This is a genomic window from Streptomyces sp. NK15101, assembly GCF_020400725.1.
Taxonomy (GTDB): Bacteria; Actinomycetota; Actinomycetes; order Streptomycetales; family Streptomycetaceae; genus Streptomyces.
Genome location: NZ_JAINVG010000025.1, coordinates 77,816 through 93,031 on the forward strand (window position 1 = coordinate 77,816; position 15,216 = coordinate 93,031).

At 72.8% G+C, this 15,216-nt stretch carries 13 protein-coding genes and 1 pseudogene; 7 read left to right on the forward strand and 7 right to left on the reverse strand.

Annotation, left to right across the window (positions count from 1 at the left end; translation table 11 throughout):
* The first annotated feature begins 10 nt into the window (after window positions 1–10).
* Both K7G60_RS16105 and K7G60_RS16110 read left to right on the forward strand, forming a co-directional pair.
* Window positions 11–586 carry a GNAT family N-acetyltransferase gene (locus K7G60_RS16105; protein WP_225801591.1) on the forward strand — a complete coding sequence of 192 codons (576 nt, stop codon included), beginning with the start codon at window positions 11–13 and terminating at the stop codon, window positions 584–586.
* Between the two features lie 49 nt (window positions 587–635).
* Window positions 636–1,799 (forward strand): winged helix-turn-helix domain-containing protein, encoded by a 1,164-nt coding sequence (locus K7G60_RS16110; protein ID WP_225801592.1) that lies wholly within the window; start codon window positions 636–638, stop codon window positions 1,797–1,799.
* Window positions 1,800–1,837: 38 nt separating this feature from the next.
* Here the strand turns inward: K7G60_RS16110 and K7G60_RS16115 are convergent.
* The 7 genes and pseudogenes from K7G60_RS16115 to mtrA form a co-directional block, all read right to left on the reverse strand.
* Window positions 1,838–1,954 (reverse strand): annotated as a pseudogene (locus K7G60_RS16115) (LuxR C-terminal-related transcriptional regulator); the annotation flags it as partial.
* A gap of 59 nt (window positions 1,955–2,013) precedes the next feature.
* Complete coding sequence (locus tag K7G60_RS16120; protein ID WP_225801593.1) at window positions 2,014–2,766, reverse strand: response regulator transcription factor; 753 nt, start codon at window positions 2,764–2,766, stop codon at window positions 2,014–2,016.
* Window positions 2,767–2,974: 208 nt separating this feature from the next.
* Entirely contained in the window at window positions 2,975–3,655 is a 681-nt protein-coding gene (gene hpf / locus K7G60_RS16125; RefSeq protein ID WP_225801594.1) for a ribosome hibernation-promoting factor, HPF/YfiA family, read from the reverse strand.
* A gap of 297 nt (window positions 3,656–3,952) precedes the next feature.
* Window positions 3,953–4,756 (reverse strand): ComF family protein, encoded by an 804-nt coding sequence (locus K7G60_RS16130; protein ID WP_225801595.1) that lies wholly within the window; start codon window positions 4,754–4,756, stop codon window positions 3,953–3,955.
* 120 nt (window positions 4,757–4,876) lie between these two features.
* A complete protein-coding gene (locus K7G60_RS16135) occupies window positions 4,877–6,640 on the reverse strand; it encodes an LpqB family beta-propeller domain-containing protein (RefSeq protein ID WP_225801596.1) in 1,764 nt (587 codons plus the stop codon).
* Between the two features lie 91 nt (window positions 6,641–6,731).
* Window positions 6,732–8,735 (reverse strand): MtrAB system histidine kinase MtrB, encoded by a 2,004-nt coding sequence (mtrB, locus tag K7G60_RS16140; RefSeq protein ID WP_225801597.1) that lies wholly within the window; start codon window positions 8,733–8,735, stop codon window positions 6,732–6,734.
* Window position 8,736: 1 nt separating this feature from the next.
* Window positions 8,737–9,414: a two-component system response regulator MtrA gene (gene mtrA / locus K7G60_RS16145; protein ID WP_010356958.1), complete on the reverse strand. Its 678-nt coding sequence runs from the start codon at window positions 9,412–9,414 to the stop codon at window positions 8,737–8,739.
* A gap of 330 nt (window positions 9,415–9,744) precedes the next feature.
* Between mtrA and K7G60_RS16150 the strand changes: the two genes are divergently transcribed.
* Genes K7G60_RS16150 through K7G60_RS16170 form a run of 5 tightly spaced genes read left to right on the forward strand, consistent with a single transcriptional unit; the run spans window position 9,745 to window position 15,170 of the window.
* Window positions 9,745–10,959 (forward strand): hypothetical protein, encoded by a 1,215-nt coding sequence (locus K7G60_RS16150; RefSeq protein WP_225801598.1) that lies wholly within the window; start codon window positions 9,745–9,747, stop codon window positions 10,957–10,959.
* A 4-nt stretch (window positions 10,960–10,963) separates the two neighbouring features.
* Entirely contained in the window at window positions 10,964–11,656 is a 693-nt protein-coding gene (locus K7G60_RS16155; protein WP_225801599.1) for a DUF4129 domain-containing protein, read from the forward strand.
* On the forward strand, window positions 11,653–12,867 hold the full coding sequence (locus K7G60_RS16160) for a DUF4350 domain-containing protein (protein ID WP_225801600.1): 1,215 nt from the start codon (window positions 11,653–11,655) through the stop codon (window positions 12,865–12,867). Before K7G60_RS16155 ends, K7G60_RS16160 begins: the two co-directional genes overlap by 4 nt.
* Complete coding sequence (locus tag K7G60_RS16165; RefSeq protein WP_225801601.1) at window positions 12,864–13,847, forward strand: MoxR family ATPase; 984 nt, start codon at window positions 12,864–12,866, stop codon at window positions 13,845–13,847. The genes K7G60_RS16160 and K7G60_RS16165 overlap by 4 nt, the downstream gene beginning before the upstream one ends.
* Before the next feature lie 12 nt (window positions 13,848–13,859).
* Window positions 13,860–15,170, forward strand: a complete 1,311-nt coding sequence (locus K7G60_RS16170) for a DUF58 domain-containing protein (protein WP_225801602.1) — start codon at window positions 13,860–13,862, stop codon at window positions 15,168–15,170.
* Window positions 15,171–15,216 lie beyond the last annotated feature (46 nt).

A 15,216-nucleotide genomic window follows, 5' to 3' on the forward strand; every position in this document is an offset into this window, starting at 1 on the left:
CAATCCCGGCATGGATCCCATCATCCTCACCACCGACCGACTGCGTCTGCGGACCTTCGTCCCCGAGGACGCCGACACGGTGTACGCCATCTGCCAGGACCCCGCCATCCTCCGCTGGACGACCGTCCCCGACCCCTACAAGCGCGAGGACGCGGAGTTCTTCCTGAACCGGCTGGTCCCGGACGGCTGGCGGGAGGACAAGGAGTACTCCTTCGCCGTGGAACCGCTCGGCGGCGGCCCGCTGCTCGCCGCCGTCTCGCTGCACGACCGGGGCACCGGCGTCTGGGAGGTCGGCTTCTGGCTCGCCGCCGAGGCCCGTGGCCACGGCTACATGACGGAGGCCGTGCGCGCCCTGGCCCACTGGGCCTTCACCGGACTCGGCTGTGTCCGGCTGGTCTGGCGCGCCGAGGTCGGCAACACCGCCTCGCGGGCCGTGGCCGAGCGGGTCGGCTTCGTCGTCGAAGGCGTGCAGCGCGCGGCCCTGCCCAACAAGGGCACCCTCCGGGACGGCTGGGTCGGCGCCCTGCTCCCCTCCGACTTCGGCCTGCCGAGCCCCCTGCCGTACCTCCCGGCCCCCGCCGCCTGAGCCCGCCGGGCGGGGCCCGTTGTCAGTGCCGGGGCCTAGGGTGCGGTCCATGACGACTGCGCCGCGCCCCGCCGCCGAACTGTCCGCCGACGAAGCCCGCAGGATCGCCCTGCGCGCCCAGGGCTTCCTGGGCGCGCCCGACCGCAGGGCCGGGGTGCGCGGGGTCCTCCGGTCGCTCGGCCAGGTCCAGCTCGACACCATCTCGGTCCTCGCCCGCTCCCACGAGCTCATCCCGTACGCGCGGCTGGGCGCCGTGGGCCGCACGACCGTGGAGGAGGCGTACTGGACGGGGGCCCACGCCTTCGAGTACTGGTCGCACGCCGCCTGCATCCTGCCCGTCGAGGAGTGGCCGCACTTCGCCTTCCGCCGGCGCGCCTACCGCAACCGGCCGCACTGGGGTCACGAGCTGTCCCCCGGGGCGTACGAGAAGGTGATCGACCAGCTGCGGGACCAGGGCCCGCTGACGGCGACCGAGCTGGGCGGCGCGAAGAACAAGGGCGAGTGGTGGGACTGGTCCGACAGCAAGGTCGCCGTCGAGCGGGCCCTGATGTACGGCGAGGTCGTGGTCACGGAGCGGCGCGGCTGGAAGCGGGTCTACGACCTGGCCGAGCGGGCCGTTCCGCAGGAGCTGCTCCACGACGAACTGGACGACGCCGAGTGCGTGCGGCGCCTGGTCCGGCAGGCGGGCGAGGCCCTCGGGGTGGGCACGCGCGCGGACATCGCGGACTACCACCGGATCAAGGGCGAGCAGTTCGACGCGGTGGTGGAGGCGTCGGGTCTGGTGCCGGTGACGGTGGCGGGCTGGGGGAAGCCCGCCTGGGCGGATCCGGCGGCGCTCGCCGCCGAGCCGCGCGGCCGGCACCGCACGACGCTGCTCTCGCCGTTCGACTCGCTGATCTGGGAGCGGGCCCGCACGGAGCGGATCTTCGGCTTCACGCACCGCCTGGAGGCGTACGTGCCGAAGCAGAAGCGGATCCACGGCTACTTCGCGATGCCGGTGCTCGCCGGGGGCCGGCTGGTCGGCCGCGTGGACCCGGCGCGGGAGGGCCGGACGCTCGTCGCCCGGCAGGTGACGCTCGACGGCCCCAAGGCCGTGCCGGCGGTGGCGCGGGCGCTGCGCGAGGCGGCCGAATGGGTGGGCTGCGACGCGGTGGCGGTGGAGCGGGTGGACCGCCCGGAGCTGACGAAGGACCTGGTGGCGGCCCTGGGTTGACCGGGGCCCGGCCACCGGGGCCGGGCTACGGGGCCCGGCTACCGGATCTCGAGGATCTCCTCCCGCATCGCGTAGACCACCGCCTCCATCCGGGAGTGCAGCTGCAGCTTCTCCAGGATGTTCCGGACGTGGTTCTTCACGGTGTTCTCGGAGATACTGCATCCCCCGGGGGACACCCCCCGGACCCCCGGCAGAGGCGGCCTGAGGCGGAGCCTCACCGGATCTCGAGGATCTTCTCCCGCATCGCGTAGACCACCGCCTCCATCCGGGAGTGCAGCTGCAGCTTCTCCAGGATGTTCCGGACGTGGTTCTTCACGGTGTTCTCGGAGATGAACAGCTCCTTGGCGATGTCCCGGTTGTTCATGCCGGTCGCGACGAGCTTGAGGACCTCCAGCTCGCGGTCGGTCAGCCGGGGCGCGGGCACGAGCCGGCGCTCGTCGGTGCGCTGGATCATCGACTTGAACTCGGTGAGGAGCTTGGACGCCATCGACGGGCTGATCTGCGACTGCCCGTCGGCGACCGCGCGGATCGCGGTGGCGACCTCGTCGGTGGAGATCTCCTTGAGGAGGTAGCCCGTGGCCCCCGCCTTGATCGCCTCGTAGAGGTCGGCCTCCTCGTCGCTGATCGTCAGCATGATGATCTTCGCGCTGGGGGCCACCTCCTTGATGGAGGTGCACGCCTCGATGCCGCCGCGCCGGGGCATCCGCACGTCCATCAGGACGATGTCGGGAAGCAGATCGGCGGCCTTGTCGACGGCCTCGGCGCCGTCACCGGCCTCGCCGACGACCTGGATGTCCTCTTCCTGGGCGAGGACGATCTCGAGCCCGCGGCGGAAGAGGGCATGGTCGTCCACGACGAGGACCCGGATCGGCTCCTTGCGGAATGCTCCGCTGTCCGATTCCGATCCCTCCGGGACCGCACCACCGTGCTCGCGCCCGCTGAGCACCGGCCCGAAGCTGTCCGCCATCGTTCCTCCCCCTGAAGGCCGTGGCCTGAATTCGTTTCCGGTCCTCCAACCCGTACTCGACCGGCACCGGTTGGCGTGCACGCCATGATTTCATGCCGGGCGACGACGAGGGTGCTCCGCGGGCGCACGGGGGTGCCCCTGGGGGCGCGAATCGCGCTCCAGGGGCACCCGGAGGGACACCTGTTCGGAGGCGGTGCGGTACGGCGGGTCAGCCGCCGAGCGCACCACCGACGCCGCCGCCCTCGGCGAGCGGGTCGCTCTCCAGGTGGATGACGCCGTAGTCGTAGGCGTGTCGCCGGTAGACGACGCTCGGCTGCTTGGTGTCGGAGTCGACGAAGAGGTAGAAGTCGTGCCCGACCAGCTCCATCTCGTAGAGCGCCTGGTCGAGCGTCATCGGTGCGGCCCGGTGGGTCTTCTCGCGGACCACGAGCGGGCCCTCGCCCTGGACCTCGATGGAGCCCATCATCGTGGTGGGCACCTTCTCGGTCTCGTCGACGGCCAGTCGGCCGTCTCCGTTGAGCTTGGCGGCGCCGGGCACCACGTCCCCGACCTCCGCCGCGGACAGCCGGCCGCTACCGCGGCGGGTGTAGCGCTTGTCGTGCTGCTTGCGCAGTCGTGCCTCGAGCTTGTCGCTGGCGAGGTCGAGCGCTGCGTACGGGTCGCCTGCCGCCGCTTCCGCCCGGATCACCGGGCCTCGGGAGTGGAGGGTGATCTCCACGCGGTCGGACCGGTCGGCCTGCCGCGGGTTGTGCTCCTTGGACACCTCGACGTCGAGGCTGATCACCTTGCCGTCGAGCTTCTGGATCTTCTCCAGCTTCAGCTTCTCGGCCACGTGCTTGCGGAACCGCTCGGGCACCTCGGTCTTGCGGCCCTTGACGACGATGTCCACGCAGAACTCCGTTCCCGGATCGCCCTGGTCGGCTCCTTGGCCGCCGGGGATCTCCCTTTGCACCAGACTCCGGTGGTGTCACCGGAGCTCGGACTTGGCGACTTCGACCTCACTCCTCCCCAGTCGACGAGATCTCCACTCCATCGACGAGAGGTTAATTCGCCCTGAACTCCTGTCCTGTAGGCGCAACCATGTATTCGGTGAGGCGATGGCATTCGCCATTCCTCACAACCGAACATAGCCCCTTCGGACGGGTGTCGGCACCCGCTACCGCGACATACCTCCGTACGGGTGCTTTCACCTCTCACCACCTGCAACGATCCAAGTTTCCAGCGAGTTCCGGTTTATTTCGAACGAGGCGGGAGAGGATGCGATCACAGCCGCCACCCGCTGTTCGATTCCGTGCTGCGCCGAACCGGTCGGTAAACCGTGCGGTATTCCAGGAATGAACGGAAGGCGTACGGCTCCGATGGCGCGCGCCGCCTCCGCGAGCGAGGCGCCCGTGGTCATCAGGTCGTCCACGAGGACGACCCTTCCCGCCGTCAGGAGCCGCGCGCCACCCGGCACGACCTCCAGCGCTCCCGACAGGTTGGCGAGGCGCCCGCGCGCCCCCAGCCCGGCCTGGTCCACCACGTACCGCCGCTGCCGGAGCACGGGCACGACCCGCGCCGGCCTCCCCGCCCGCCGCAGCCGGGCCGCCGCGGCCAGCGCGATCCGCCGTGTCGGATCGTGCCCACGCGCCCGTACGGAGCGCCGCGAGGAGGGCACGGGTACGAGGAGCAGCGGTCCGTCCCCGGGAGCCGTCCCGGGCCGGGCAGCGGCCTCCACGGCCCCGGCGAGGGCGCCCCCGAGGGGTCCGGCGAGCGTGAGGGCCCCCCGCTCCTTGTGGGCGAGGAGCAGCTCCCGCACCGCGTCGGCGTACGGCGCTGCGGCGTGGACCGCGGGCAGCCCCGCGGGCTCGGGTGTGGGCCGCACCCTGCGCGGTGGCGCCCCGGCGAGCGCGTCCGCGCATGCCGCGCACAGCTCCGTCCGCGGTCTGCCGCAGCCTCCGCAGGCGACCGGCAGCACCAGCTCGGCGATCTCGCGCCACCACCCCCGCATGGCTCCACTGTGCGCTCCCGGGCGCCTCCCGGCCACCCCTGTGGAAAACCGCCCGGGAAGCCCCGAGTACGTCAGGTGCGGCCCTGCGCCCGGGCCCCGGCGGGAACGGTCAGACAGGCCCTAGCCGGGGTAGACCGGCGAGAAGCCCTTCTTCACCACCGGCTGCCAGTTCGTCCCCGGCACCAGCCGCACGATCCCGTCGTCGCCGGAGTCGGCCACCACCGGCACCGTTTCCTTGTGCGGGGCGGTCACCGACGTCACCCCGTTCAGACCGGGGAGCACCGAGCTCGTCGAGGTCGAGCCGTCGGTCTGGAGGTAGCGGATCTGCTGGACGCCGCCCGCCTCCTTGCCGACCACGACGAGCCGGCTGGGTCCGGCCCAGGAGACGGCCGTGACCGACTCCATCCGGGGCGCGGCGGGCTGCAGAACGGGGACGGAGACGACCGTCTCCCCGTCCGTCGTCTGCCGCTCGATCCGGCCGATCTGCAGGGTCGTGTGCTCGCCCTGCGTGATCACCAGCGCGATCCGTACGCCGTCGGCGGAGACCCGCAGGGACTCGATGCGGGCGTCGTCCCCGAGCCACGGCGTGCGGACCCTGACGGGGTGCCCGGTGCCGTCCGGCACCATCCACAGCCGGGGCGCGGCGGGGTCCCGGTCGGCGACCCACAGATCGCCCCTGCCGTCCCAGCTGGGCGCGGACAGCCGGTCGGACGGCCGGGCGGCCCTGCTGGTCAGAACGGGCGGCAGCGGATCCTGCTCGGCGGTGAGGGAGGAGACGAACAGTTCGCGGCCGGTCTGCCCGACCCCGGCGGCCCGGGTCTCGCCCCGGTCGACGGCGACCGAACGGAGCGGCACCGTGCCCTTGCCGAACGGCCCCGGCACCTCGAGCGGCGCGTTCGCCTCCCTGCCGCCGACCAGGAGCATCATCAGCTTGCCGTGCTCGTCGACGAAGTACGGGTGCTCCTCGCGGTCGGAGTTCCGCACCGCCGCGAACTCGAGCGCCTGCCCCTTGCCCAGCCGGCACAGCGACTGCCCGGCTGACCCCAGGAGCTCCACCTGCTCGACCCGTACGGAGGTCAGGTCACCCAGGGTGAACAGCAGCTGCGCCGCCATCCGCCGGCACGCCTCGCCGCCGGCCCGGTCCGCCTTGCGGTTGAGCGGCACCCTCAGCGTGGACTGGTCGTCCGTGGTCAGGGTGGTGACGCCGGTCTTCAGTTCCGTACCGGAGGGGAACTGCGAGTCGACGGCGGGCTTCAGCCAGTCCGTCGGGCCCTCGAGCAGCGCCTTGACCGTCTGCGTCACCGGATCCATCCGGGTGACGGGGTCCTGCCGCTGCCGGATGTAGACGGGGTCGGCGACGACCCAGTCCTCCCCGGAGGCGAAGTAGTACTTGTTCACCGAACGGTAGTTGCGGAGGAAGTCGGCCTCGCCGAGGATCAGGCCGGGCGGGAGGCTGTCGATGCGCCACTCCTTGCCCTTGCCGTTCGCCGACGGCTGCTGCACCACGTGGATCGACTGCAGGTAGTCGGTGGGGCTGATCGGCCGATAGGCGTGGCGGGCGTTCACGGTCGCGATCACGCGGCCGGAGAGCGGGAAGGCGCGCCCCTGGTTCTCGGGGTCGGCGTTGCGGTCGGCCTGCTCGCGGTCGGGCGCGGTGGTGAGCACGGTGATGCTCTGCTCCGGCTTCCAGCCCTGCGCGGCCTTCTTCGTGAGGTACTTGCGGGCGGTGGCGAAGCCGGGGTCGTCACTCGTCATGGCTTCCAGGAAGCCGTCGACGATCTCGTCCGGGTCCGCGTTCTCCCGGGGGGCGACGGCATAGACCCGCACCTGCGAGTCGCCCGTGTTGGAGCCCTTCACCGGCTGCACGTCACCGCTGTCGGGCATCGTCGCGCACCCGGCCGCCAGAAGCCCGCCGCACGCGGCGAGGACCACCGCGCGTGCACTCCGTCCCCGCCCCGCGTGCTCCGCTCGGGAGTCAGCGCCCACGTGTCCCGTCCTCCTGCTCCAGATGCCCGTTCCCCCCGGCCGTCGCCGGGCCCGTCCCGCCGTCGCCGTCCGCCGTCGCGCGCGCCACGACCCGTGCGCCGCTGCCGGGCAGCGCCGTCGGATCGACGGTCGCCCGCGGCGGGGCGGGCAGCCTCGGCGGTATGGCGAGCGCCGGCCGGTCGCCCATGGGCTGCGCCGGTACGGCGGTGAGCCGGCCGCTCTCCTGGTCACGTCCGGCGGCGGCCTGCTCGCGGTTGCGCCGTGAGTCCTCGGGCTCCAGCGGGATCGGGGACCCCCGCAGCGGCTCGTCCGCGGTCCGCGGCAGGGTGAGCCGGAACTGCGAACCGCCACCGGCCTCGCCCCAGGCCTGGAGCCAGCCGCCGTGCAGCCGCGCGTCCTCCACGGCGATCGACAGGCCGAGGCCCGTGCCGCCGGTGGTGCGCGCGCGTGCCGGGTCGGCGCGCCAGAAGCGGTTGAAGACCCGGGTCGCCTCGCCCGGCTTCAGGCCCACGCCGTAATCCCGTACGGCCACGGCGACGGCGCCTCCGGCGGCGGCGAGCTTCACGACGACGTCGCGGCCCTCACCGTGCTCGACGGCGTTGACGACGAGGTTGCGCAGCACCCGCTCGACGCGGCGGGCGTCCGCCTCGGCCACCACGGGCTGCTGGTCGCCGAGGACCACGATCCGGGTGCCCTTGCGCTCGGCGAGGGGCTCGGCGCCGTCGATGACACGGCGGACGACCTGGCGCAGGTCTATCGGCTCCGCCTCCAGGGCGGCCGCGCCCGCGTCGAAGCGGCTGATCTCCAGGAGGTCGGAGAGCAGCGACTCGAAGCGGTCGAGCTGGTCGCCGAGGAGTTCCGCGGAGCGGGCGGTGATCGGGTCGAAGTCGACGCGGGCCTCGTGGATGACGTCGGCGGCCATCCGGACCGTGGTCAGCGGGGTCCGCAGCTCGTGCGAGACGTCGGAGACGAACCGCCGCTGCATCCGCGACAGCTCCTCCAGCTGCTGGATCTTGAGCTGGAGGTTGGAGGCCATCTTGTTGAAGGCCTCGCCGAGGCGCGCGATGTCGTCCTCGCCGGTGACCTTCATGCGCTCCTGGAGGCGGCCGGCCGAGAGCCGTTCGGCGATCCCGGCGGCCATCCGCACGGGCGTGACGACCTGGCGCACCATGAGCCAGGCGATGGCGCCGAGCAGCACGACGACGAAGAGCCCGGCGGTCGCCAGGGTCCCCTTGACCAGGGTGAGGGAGTCCTCCTCCTGGCTCAGCGGGAAGAGGTAGTACAGCTCGTACTGGTCGCCGTCGGCGTCGTTCAGCCGCTTGCCGATCACCAGGCCCGGCTCGGACGCCTTGCCGTTGGTGTAGTGGATCCGCGTGAACTTCTGGAAGGTGCCGGTGCCCTGCGCGACCGAGGGCCGCAGGTCGGCCGGGATGCTCGTGGTCGGATCGACCTCGCCGGAGGCACGGGCGCCCCGGCTGGCGGTGTCGCCGGTGTCGAGTGAGAGCGCGACCACGTTGAACGCGCTCTGACCACCACTGGCGAGCTGCTCGACCAGGGTGGAGCGCCAGTTCACGGAGGCACCGGCCCGCACGCCGGCCTGCTGCCCGGGCGCGGACGGGGTGGTCGCCGCCCGGTCCTGGGCGGCGGAGAACCCTCCGGCTGCCTGGCTCTGGGCGGCCCTCTCCTTGGCGTCGAGCAGGCCGTTGCGGACCTGCCCGATGACGACGATGCCGAGCAGCAGCACCACTCCGAGCGACATGAGCAGGGTGCCCGCGACGATCCGCAGCTGGATGTTCCGCCGCCACAGCCGCACCGCGGGCAGCAGCGGCCGGCGGACCCAGCGCGCGAAGACCCGGAGGACCGGCCTGCTGCGAAGGAGCCCTCCGCCGTGCAGCAGACGGCCGAATCGCGAGCCCCCCCGCCCCGGTCCGGCAGTCCGCCCCGTACGGACTCCCGGGTCCCCGGGCTTCGGAGCAGCACTGCCTGCACTCATGTCAGCTCGGTCCCGCCTTGTAACCGACACCACGGACGGTCACCACGATCTCAGGGCGCTCGGGGTCCTTCTCGACCTTCGAGCGCAGCCGCTGGACGTGCACGTTCACCAACCGGGTGTCGGCCGCGTGCCGGTAGCCCCAGACCTGCTCCAGCAGGACCTCACGGGTGAAGACCTGCCACGGCTTGCGCGCGAGCGCGACCAGCAGGTCGAACTCCAGCGGGGTCAGGGCGATGGACTGCCCGTCCCGCTTCACGGAGTGCCCGGCCACGTCGATGACCAGGTCGCCGATGGTGAGCTGCTCGGGAGCCGGCTCCTCGGACCTCCGCAGCCGCGCCCGGATACGGGCCACGAGCTCCTTCGGCTTGAACGGCTTCACGATGTAGTCGTCGGCGCCGGACTCCAGGCCCACGACCACGTCGACGGTGTCGCTCTTGGCCGTGAGCATGACGATCGGCACACCGGACTCGGCGCGGATGAGCCGGCACACCTCGATGCCGTCCCTTCCGGGCAGCATCAGGTCCAGCAGCACCAGGTCGGGCTTGGCCTCTCTGAAAGCGGCAAGCGCCTTGTCACCGTCCGCGACGAACGACGGCTCGAACCCTTCACCCCGCAGCACGATGCCGAGCATCTCGGCCAGTGCGGTGTCGTCGTCGACGACAAGAACGCGTCCCTTCATATCGACATCATCCCATTAGCCAATCGTTACCTGCCGTGACCTGTCCCACAGCGCCTCCCCCAGCCCGGGCCGTGGTCTCGTGGAAGACGGCCCGCTCGGCCCGCCGACGCACGGTTCGCGCGACCTGATCGGGCATCCGCACAGTGTGCCGCCTGCCGCTCGCACAATGAAGGTCCGGACGAAGGTACGAAGGAGATGCGGGCTCCGGCCCATGGGCGGGCCCCGCGTGGCACGATGGCACCCGGCCCGCCGCCGTGTCAGGTGTCGGCCGCCGTGACCGAGCCGGTTCGCCGATCCGGCACCGCGACCATTCCTCCGAGGTGGACGACCGTGAACGACACTCCGGGCTGGACCTCGCCCGGATCCGCCCCCTCCGACGGCCAGGACGGCTCGGGGGTCCCCGGACCTCCCTCCTCGACCGACGCGAACGGCTCCGCCGCCCAGTGGTCCAAGGACCAGCCGCCCGCCGGCCAGTGGTCCCCGCCGACCGACCGGACTCCGCCCCCGGCACCCGGCCAGAACCGGGGGACCCAGCCCTCTGGCGTCCACTGGGGCAGGCCTCCGGCCGCGAAGCCCGGAGTCATCCCGCTGCGCCCGCTGGGCATGGGCGAGATCCTCGACGGCGCGGTGAAGACCCTCCGCACCTACTGGCGCACGGTCCTCACCATCACCGTCACGGTCGCGGTGGTCTCCCAGATCGCCGACATCCTGGCCCAGCGGTACCTCGTGCCGGCGCCCCCCGAGATCAACGCGGACGCCACACCCGCCGAGCAGCTGCAGCAGTCCCTCGACTCGGCCCAGGCCTCCCTGATCGGCCTGGGTCCGGCACTCCTCGTCACGATGATGGCGTCGCTGGTGAGCGCCGCCCTGCTGACCGTCGTCATCAGCCGCGCGGTCCTCGGCCGCCCGGTCTCGCTGGGCTCCGCCTGGCAGGAGGCCCGCCCGCGCCTGCTCCAGCTCCTCGGCCTGACCCTGCTCCTCGCGGCGATGACCGTCGCCATCGTGACCGTCGGCCTGCTCCCCGGCCTCCTGCTCGGCGGCGCCCCGGGCGTCGCCCTCACCTTCCTCGGCGGCCTGGGAGCCCTCGTGGCGGTCGTCTGGCTGATGATCCGCTTCAGCCTCTCGTCCCCCGCCCTGATGCTGGAGCGCCGGGGCGTCGTCCCGTCGCTGAAGCGCTCGGCGAAGCTGGTGCGGGGCTCGTGGTGGCGGATCTTCGGCATCACCGTGCTCACACAGCTACTGATCTTCGTTTTCGCCATGATCATCGCGATCCCGTTCAGCATCATCGGCTTCGCGGTCGACGGCGAGGGCTTCTCCGGCCTGCTCTCCGGCACCACCACCGCGTTCGGCTGGCCGTTCCTGATCATCACGGGCATCGGCGGCGTCATCACCAGCGCGATCACCTACCCGATCTCGGCCGGCGTGACCGTCCTCCTCTACGTGGACCAGCGCATCCGCCGCGAAGCCCTGGACCTCGAACTGGCCCGGGCCGCGGGCCTTCCCGGCTACGGCCCCACGCCGGGCACCGCCACCGTCGGGGGCTGATGCGGTGACGTTCACGGGGGGAACGGCCGCGGCACCGGCAGGACTGCGCGCCGACGGCGACGTACCGGTGGACATCTCCCGCGTCCCCGCCCGCGAGGCGGCGGAGCGGGAGCTGTCCGACCCGAGGTACCACGAGAACGACCCGAACCTCCTCCAGCGCGGCCTCGACCGCTTCTGGGAGTGGCTGGACGACCTCTTCGGCGCCGCTTCGGGGGCCACCCCGGGCGGCGTCCTCGGCCTCGTCGTCATCGTCCTGGCGGTGGCCGTCCTGGTCGCCGCCCTCTGGTGGCGCCTCGGCACCCCGCGCCGGGCACCCGGCACCACCGGCGACTCCCTCTTCACCGACGGCCCCCGCACCGCCCGGGACCACCGGACGGCCGCCGCACGGCACGCCGCCGCCGGCCGCTGGAACGAGGCCGTCCAGGAACGGATGCGGGCCATCGTCCGCTCCCTCGAAGAACGCGCCCTCCTCGACCCCCGCCCCGGCCGCACCGCCGACGAGGCGGCCGCCGAAGCCGGCCGCTCCCTCCCCTCCCACGCGGACGACCTGCGCCTCGCGGCCCGCGCCTTCGACGACGTCACGTACGGCGGCCGCACCGCCGACGAGCCCGCGTACCGCCGCGTCGAGGCACTGGACACCGCCCTGGAACGGACCCGCCCGACCCTCGACACCGCCTCCACGGGGACGCCCGCATGAGCCGCCCGGTCACCGGCACCACCTCGACGGCCCCCTCCGCCCGCCAGGTGTGGGCCCGCGTCCGCGGCGCGGTCCTCGTCCTCGCCCTGATCCTGACCGGCGGCCTCGCCCTCGCGACGGTCCGCTCCAGCGACGCCCACGGCGCCCTCGACCCGCGCTCCGCCGACCCCCACGGCAGCCGCGCCGTCGCCGAACTCCTCAAGGCCCGCGGCGTCTCCGTCACCCTCGCCACCACCCTGGCCGAGGCCACGGCGGCCACGGACAGCGGAACCACCCTCCTGGTCACCACTCCCGACCTGCTGACGGACGCTCAGCAGTTCACACTCCGCTCGGGCATGACCGGCTCCGCCGCCCGCACGGTCCTCGTCGGTGCGGGCCGCGCCTCCCTCGGCACCCTGGCCCCGGGAGTGACCAGCGCCCCGAGCACCCCGGTGGAGGAACGCACCCCCGGCTGCGCCCTGCCGGCCGCCACCCGCGCCGGCAGCGTCGACCTCGGCGGCGAACGCTACGAGATCTCCCCCGGCACCCCCGCCGAGACCTGCTACCCCTCGGGCGGCCTCCCCACCCTGCTGCTCCTTCCCGGCACCGGAAGCGGCACGGGCACCACCGACACCGTCCTCCTCGGCTCGCCCGACATCCTCTACAACTCCCGCCTCGACCAACGGGGCAACGCCTCGCTGGCCCTGCAACTCCTCGGCTCCCAGCCCCATCTCGTCTGGTACCTCCCCTCCCTTTCCGACACCTCGGCCACCACCGACACACCCGCCGACGGCACCACGGGCAACTTCCTCGACCTCATCCCCTCCGGCTGGCTGTGGGGCACCCTCCAACTCGCCCTCGCGGCCCTGCTGGCCGCCTTCTGGCGCGGCCGCCGCCTCGGCCCCCTGGTCACCGAGCGCCTCCCCGTCGCCCTCCGCGCCTCCGAGGCCACCGAGGGCCGCGCCCGCCTCTACCGCAAGGCGAACGCCCGCGACCGCGCCGCCTCCGTCCTGCGCACCGCGGCCCGCACCCGGCTCGCCCCGCTGCTCGGCGTCCCCGTCCAGGACGCCCACTCCTCCGACCGCCTCCTCCCCGCACTCTCCGCCCGTCTCCCCGAGACGACCGCGGACCCCAGGAACCTCCTCTTCGGCCCGGCTCCCGCCGACGACGCCACCCTCATCCGCCTGGCGGACCAACTCGACGCCCTCGAAAGAGAGGTACGCACCTCATGAGCGCCCCGACCCCCGAGACCGCCACGGACTCGGACAGCGCCCGCGCCTCCCTGGAGGCCCTGCGCACCGAGATCGCGAAGGCCGTGGTCGGCCAGGACCCCGCCGTCACCGGTCTCGTCGTCGCCCTGCTCTGCCGGGGACACGTCCTCCTCGAAGGCGTCCCCGGAGTCGCCAAGACACTCCTGGTCCGCTCACTGGCGGCCGCCCTCGAACTCGACACCAAGCGCGTCCAGTTCACCCCCGACCTGATGCCGAGCGACGTCACGGGCTCCCTGGTCTACGACGCCCGCACCGCCGAGTTCTCCTTCCAGCCCGGCCCGGTCTTCACCAACCTGCTGCTCGCCGACGAGATCAACCGCACGCCCCCGAAGACCCAGTCCTCCCTGCTGGAGGCGATGGAGGAGCGACAGGTCACGGTCGACGGCACCCCGCGCCCCCTCCCCGAGCCGTTCCTGGTCGCCGCCACCCAGAACCCGGTCGAGTACGAGGGCACCTACCCGCTTCCCGAAGCCCAACTGGACCGGTTCCTGCTCAAACTGACGGTCCCTCTGCCCTCACGCGCGGACGAGATCCATGTCCTCACCCGTCACGCCGAGGGCTTCGACCCCCGCGACCTGAAGGCCGCCGGCGTCCGCCCCGTGGCGGGCCCCGCCGAACTCGAAGCGGCCCGGGCCGCCGTCGCCAAGGTCTCGGTCTCCGCCGAGATCGCCGGCTATGTCGTCGATATCTGTCGTGCCACGCGTGAATCCCCCTCGCTCACGCTCGGGGTCTCCCCCCGAGGCGCCACCGCCCTGCTCTCCACCGCCCGCGCCTGGGCCTGGCTCACTGGCCGGGACTACGTCACCCCGGACGATGTGAAGGCCCTCGCTCTCCCCACCCTGCGTCATCGCATCCACCTGCGGCCCGAGGCCGAGATGGAGGGGGTCACCCCCGACTCCGTCATCAACTCGATCCTCGCCCACGTCCCCGTCCCCCGCTGAGAACGGCGCCCCATGGCCCTCACCGGACGAACCGCGCTGCTCGCCGCCCTCGGATCGCTCCCCGTCGGCATCCTCGCCCCCAGCTGGGCGGGGATGCTCGCGGTGAACGCGCCCCTCTCCCTCGCAATTCTGTGCGACTACGCCCTGGCAGCGCCAGTACGAACGCTCCAATTCACCCGAAGTGGTGACACATCCGTTCGACTCGGTGACGAGGCCGAAGTCCAGCTCATCGTCACCAACCCGTCCCGTCGCCGCCTCCGCGCCCAGCTCCGCGACGCCTGGCCGCCCAGCAGCTGGCTCCCCGGCACCGAGCAGGCCTCCTCACGCCATCGGCTGACCGTCCCCGCCGGCGAGCGCCGCCGTCTCACCACGAGCCTGCGCCCGGCCCGCCGCGGCGACCGCCACGCCGAACGGATCACGATCCGTTCGTTCGGCCCCCTCGGCCTCGCGGCCCGCCAGGGCCACCATGCGGTCCCCTGGACCGTCCGCGTCCTGCCGCCCTTCACCAGCCGCAAGCACCTGCCGTCGCGCCTGGCCCGGCTCCGCGAGCTCGACGGCCGCACCAGCGTGCTCACCCGAGGCGAGGGCACGGAGTTCGACAGCCTCCGCGAGTACGTCCCGGGCGACGACACCCGCTCGATCGACTGGCGGGCAACCGCACGCCAGACCGCCGTCGCGGTCCGCACCTGGCGCCCCGAACGCGACCGGCACATCCTGATCGTCCTCGACACCGGCCGCACCTCGGCCGGCCGCGTCGGTGACGTTCCCCGCCTGGACGCCTCCATGGACGCGGCTCTCCTTCTCACCGCACTCGCCTCCCGAGCCGGCGACCGCGTGGACCTCCTGGCCTACGACCGCCGTCTCCGCGCCCAGGTCCAGGGCCGCTCCGCCGGCGACGTCCTGCCGGCCGTGGTCAGCGCCCTCGCCACGCTGGAACCCGAACTCGTGGAGACCGACGCCCGGGGTCTCGCCGCAACGGCCCTGGCACGCGCTCCGCGCCGTTCCCTCATCGTCCTTTTGACCGGCCTCGACGCCGCCCCCATCGAGGAGGGCCTCCTCCCGGTGCTTCCACAGCTCGCCCAGCGCCACACGGTCCTGGTCGCCTCAGTCGCCGACCCCCACGTCACGCGTATGGCTGCTGGACGCGGCACGGTCGAAGCCGTTTACGAGGCCGCGGCTGCCACTCAGACCCAGTCCCAGCGCGCCCGCACCGCGGACCAGCTCCAGCGCCACGGCGTCACGGTCGTCGACGCCACCCCCGACACCCTCGCTCCCGCCCTGGCGGACGCCTACCTCGCCCTGAAGGCAGCCGGCCGCCTCTGAGCACTTCCGCGGCGCCTGCTCCCTTCTGAAAGGGGTTCGGCCCGTA

Coding starts and splice junctions, on each gene's coding strand:
- K7G60_RS16105 (WP_225801591.1), top strand. CDS start 11: ATGGATCCCATCATCCTCACCACCGACCGACTGCGTCTGCGGACCTTC.
- K7G60_RS16110 (WP_225801592.1), top strand. CDS start 636: ATGACGACTGCGCCGCGCCCCGCCGCCGAACTGTCCGCCGACGAAGCC.
- K7G60_RS16120 (WP_225801593.1), bottom strand. CDS start 2,766: ATGGCGGACAGCTTCGGGCCGGTGCTCAGCGGGCGCGAGCACGGTGGT.
- K7G60_RS16130 (WP_225801595.1), bottom strand. CDS start 4,756: ATGCGGGGGTGGTGGCGCGAGATCGCCGAGCTGGTGCTGCCGGTCGCC.
- K7G60_RS16135 (WP_225801596.1), bottom strand. CDS start 6,640: ATGCCCGACAGCGGTGACGTGCAGCCGGTGAAGGGCTCCAACACGGGC.
- mtrB (WP_225801597.1), bottom strand. CDS start 8,735: ATGAGTGCAGGCAGTGCTGCTCCGAAGCCCGGGGACCCGGGAGTCCGT.
- mtrA (WP_010356958.1), bottom strand. CDS start 9,414: ATGAAGGGACGCGTTCTTGTCGTCGACGACGACACCGCACTGGCCGAG.
- K7G60_RS16160 (WP_225801600.1), top strand. CDS start 11,653: ATGAGCCGCCCGGTCACCGGCACCACCTCGACGGCCCCCTCCGCCCGC.
- K7G60_RS16165 (WP_225801601.1), top strand. CDS start 12,864: ATGAGCGCCCCGACCCCCGAGACCGCCACGGACTCGGACAGCGCCCGC.
- K7G60_RS16170 (WP_225801602.1), top strand. CDS start 13,860: ATGGCCCTCACCGGACGAACCGCGCTGCTCGCCGCCCTCGGATCGCTC.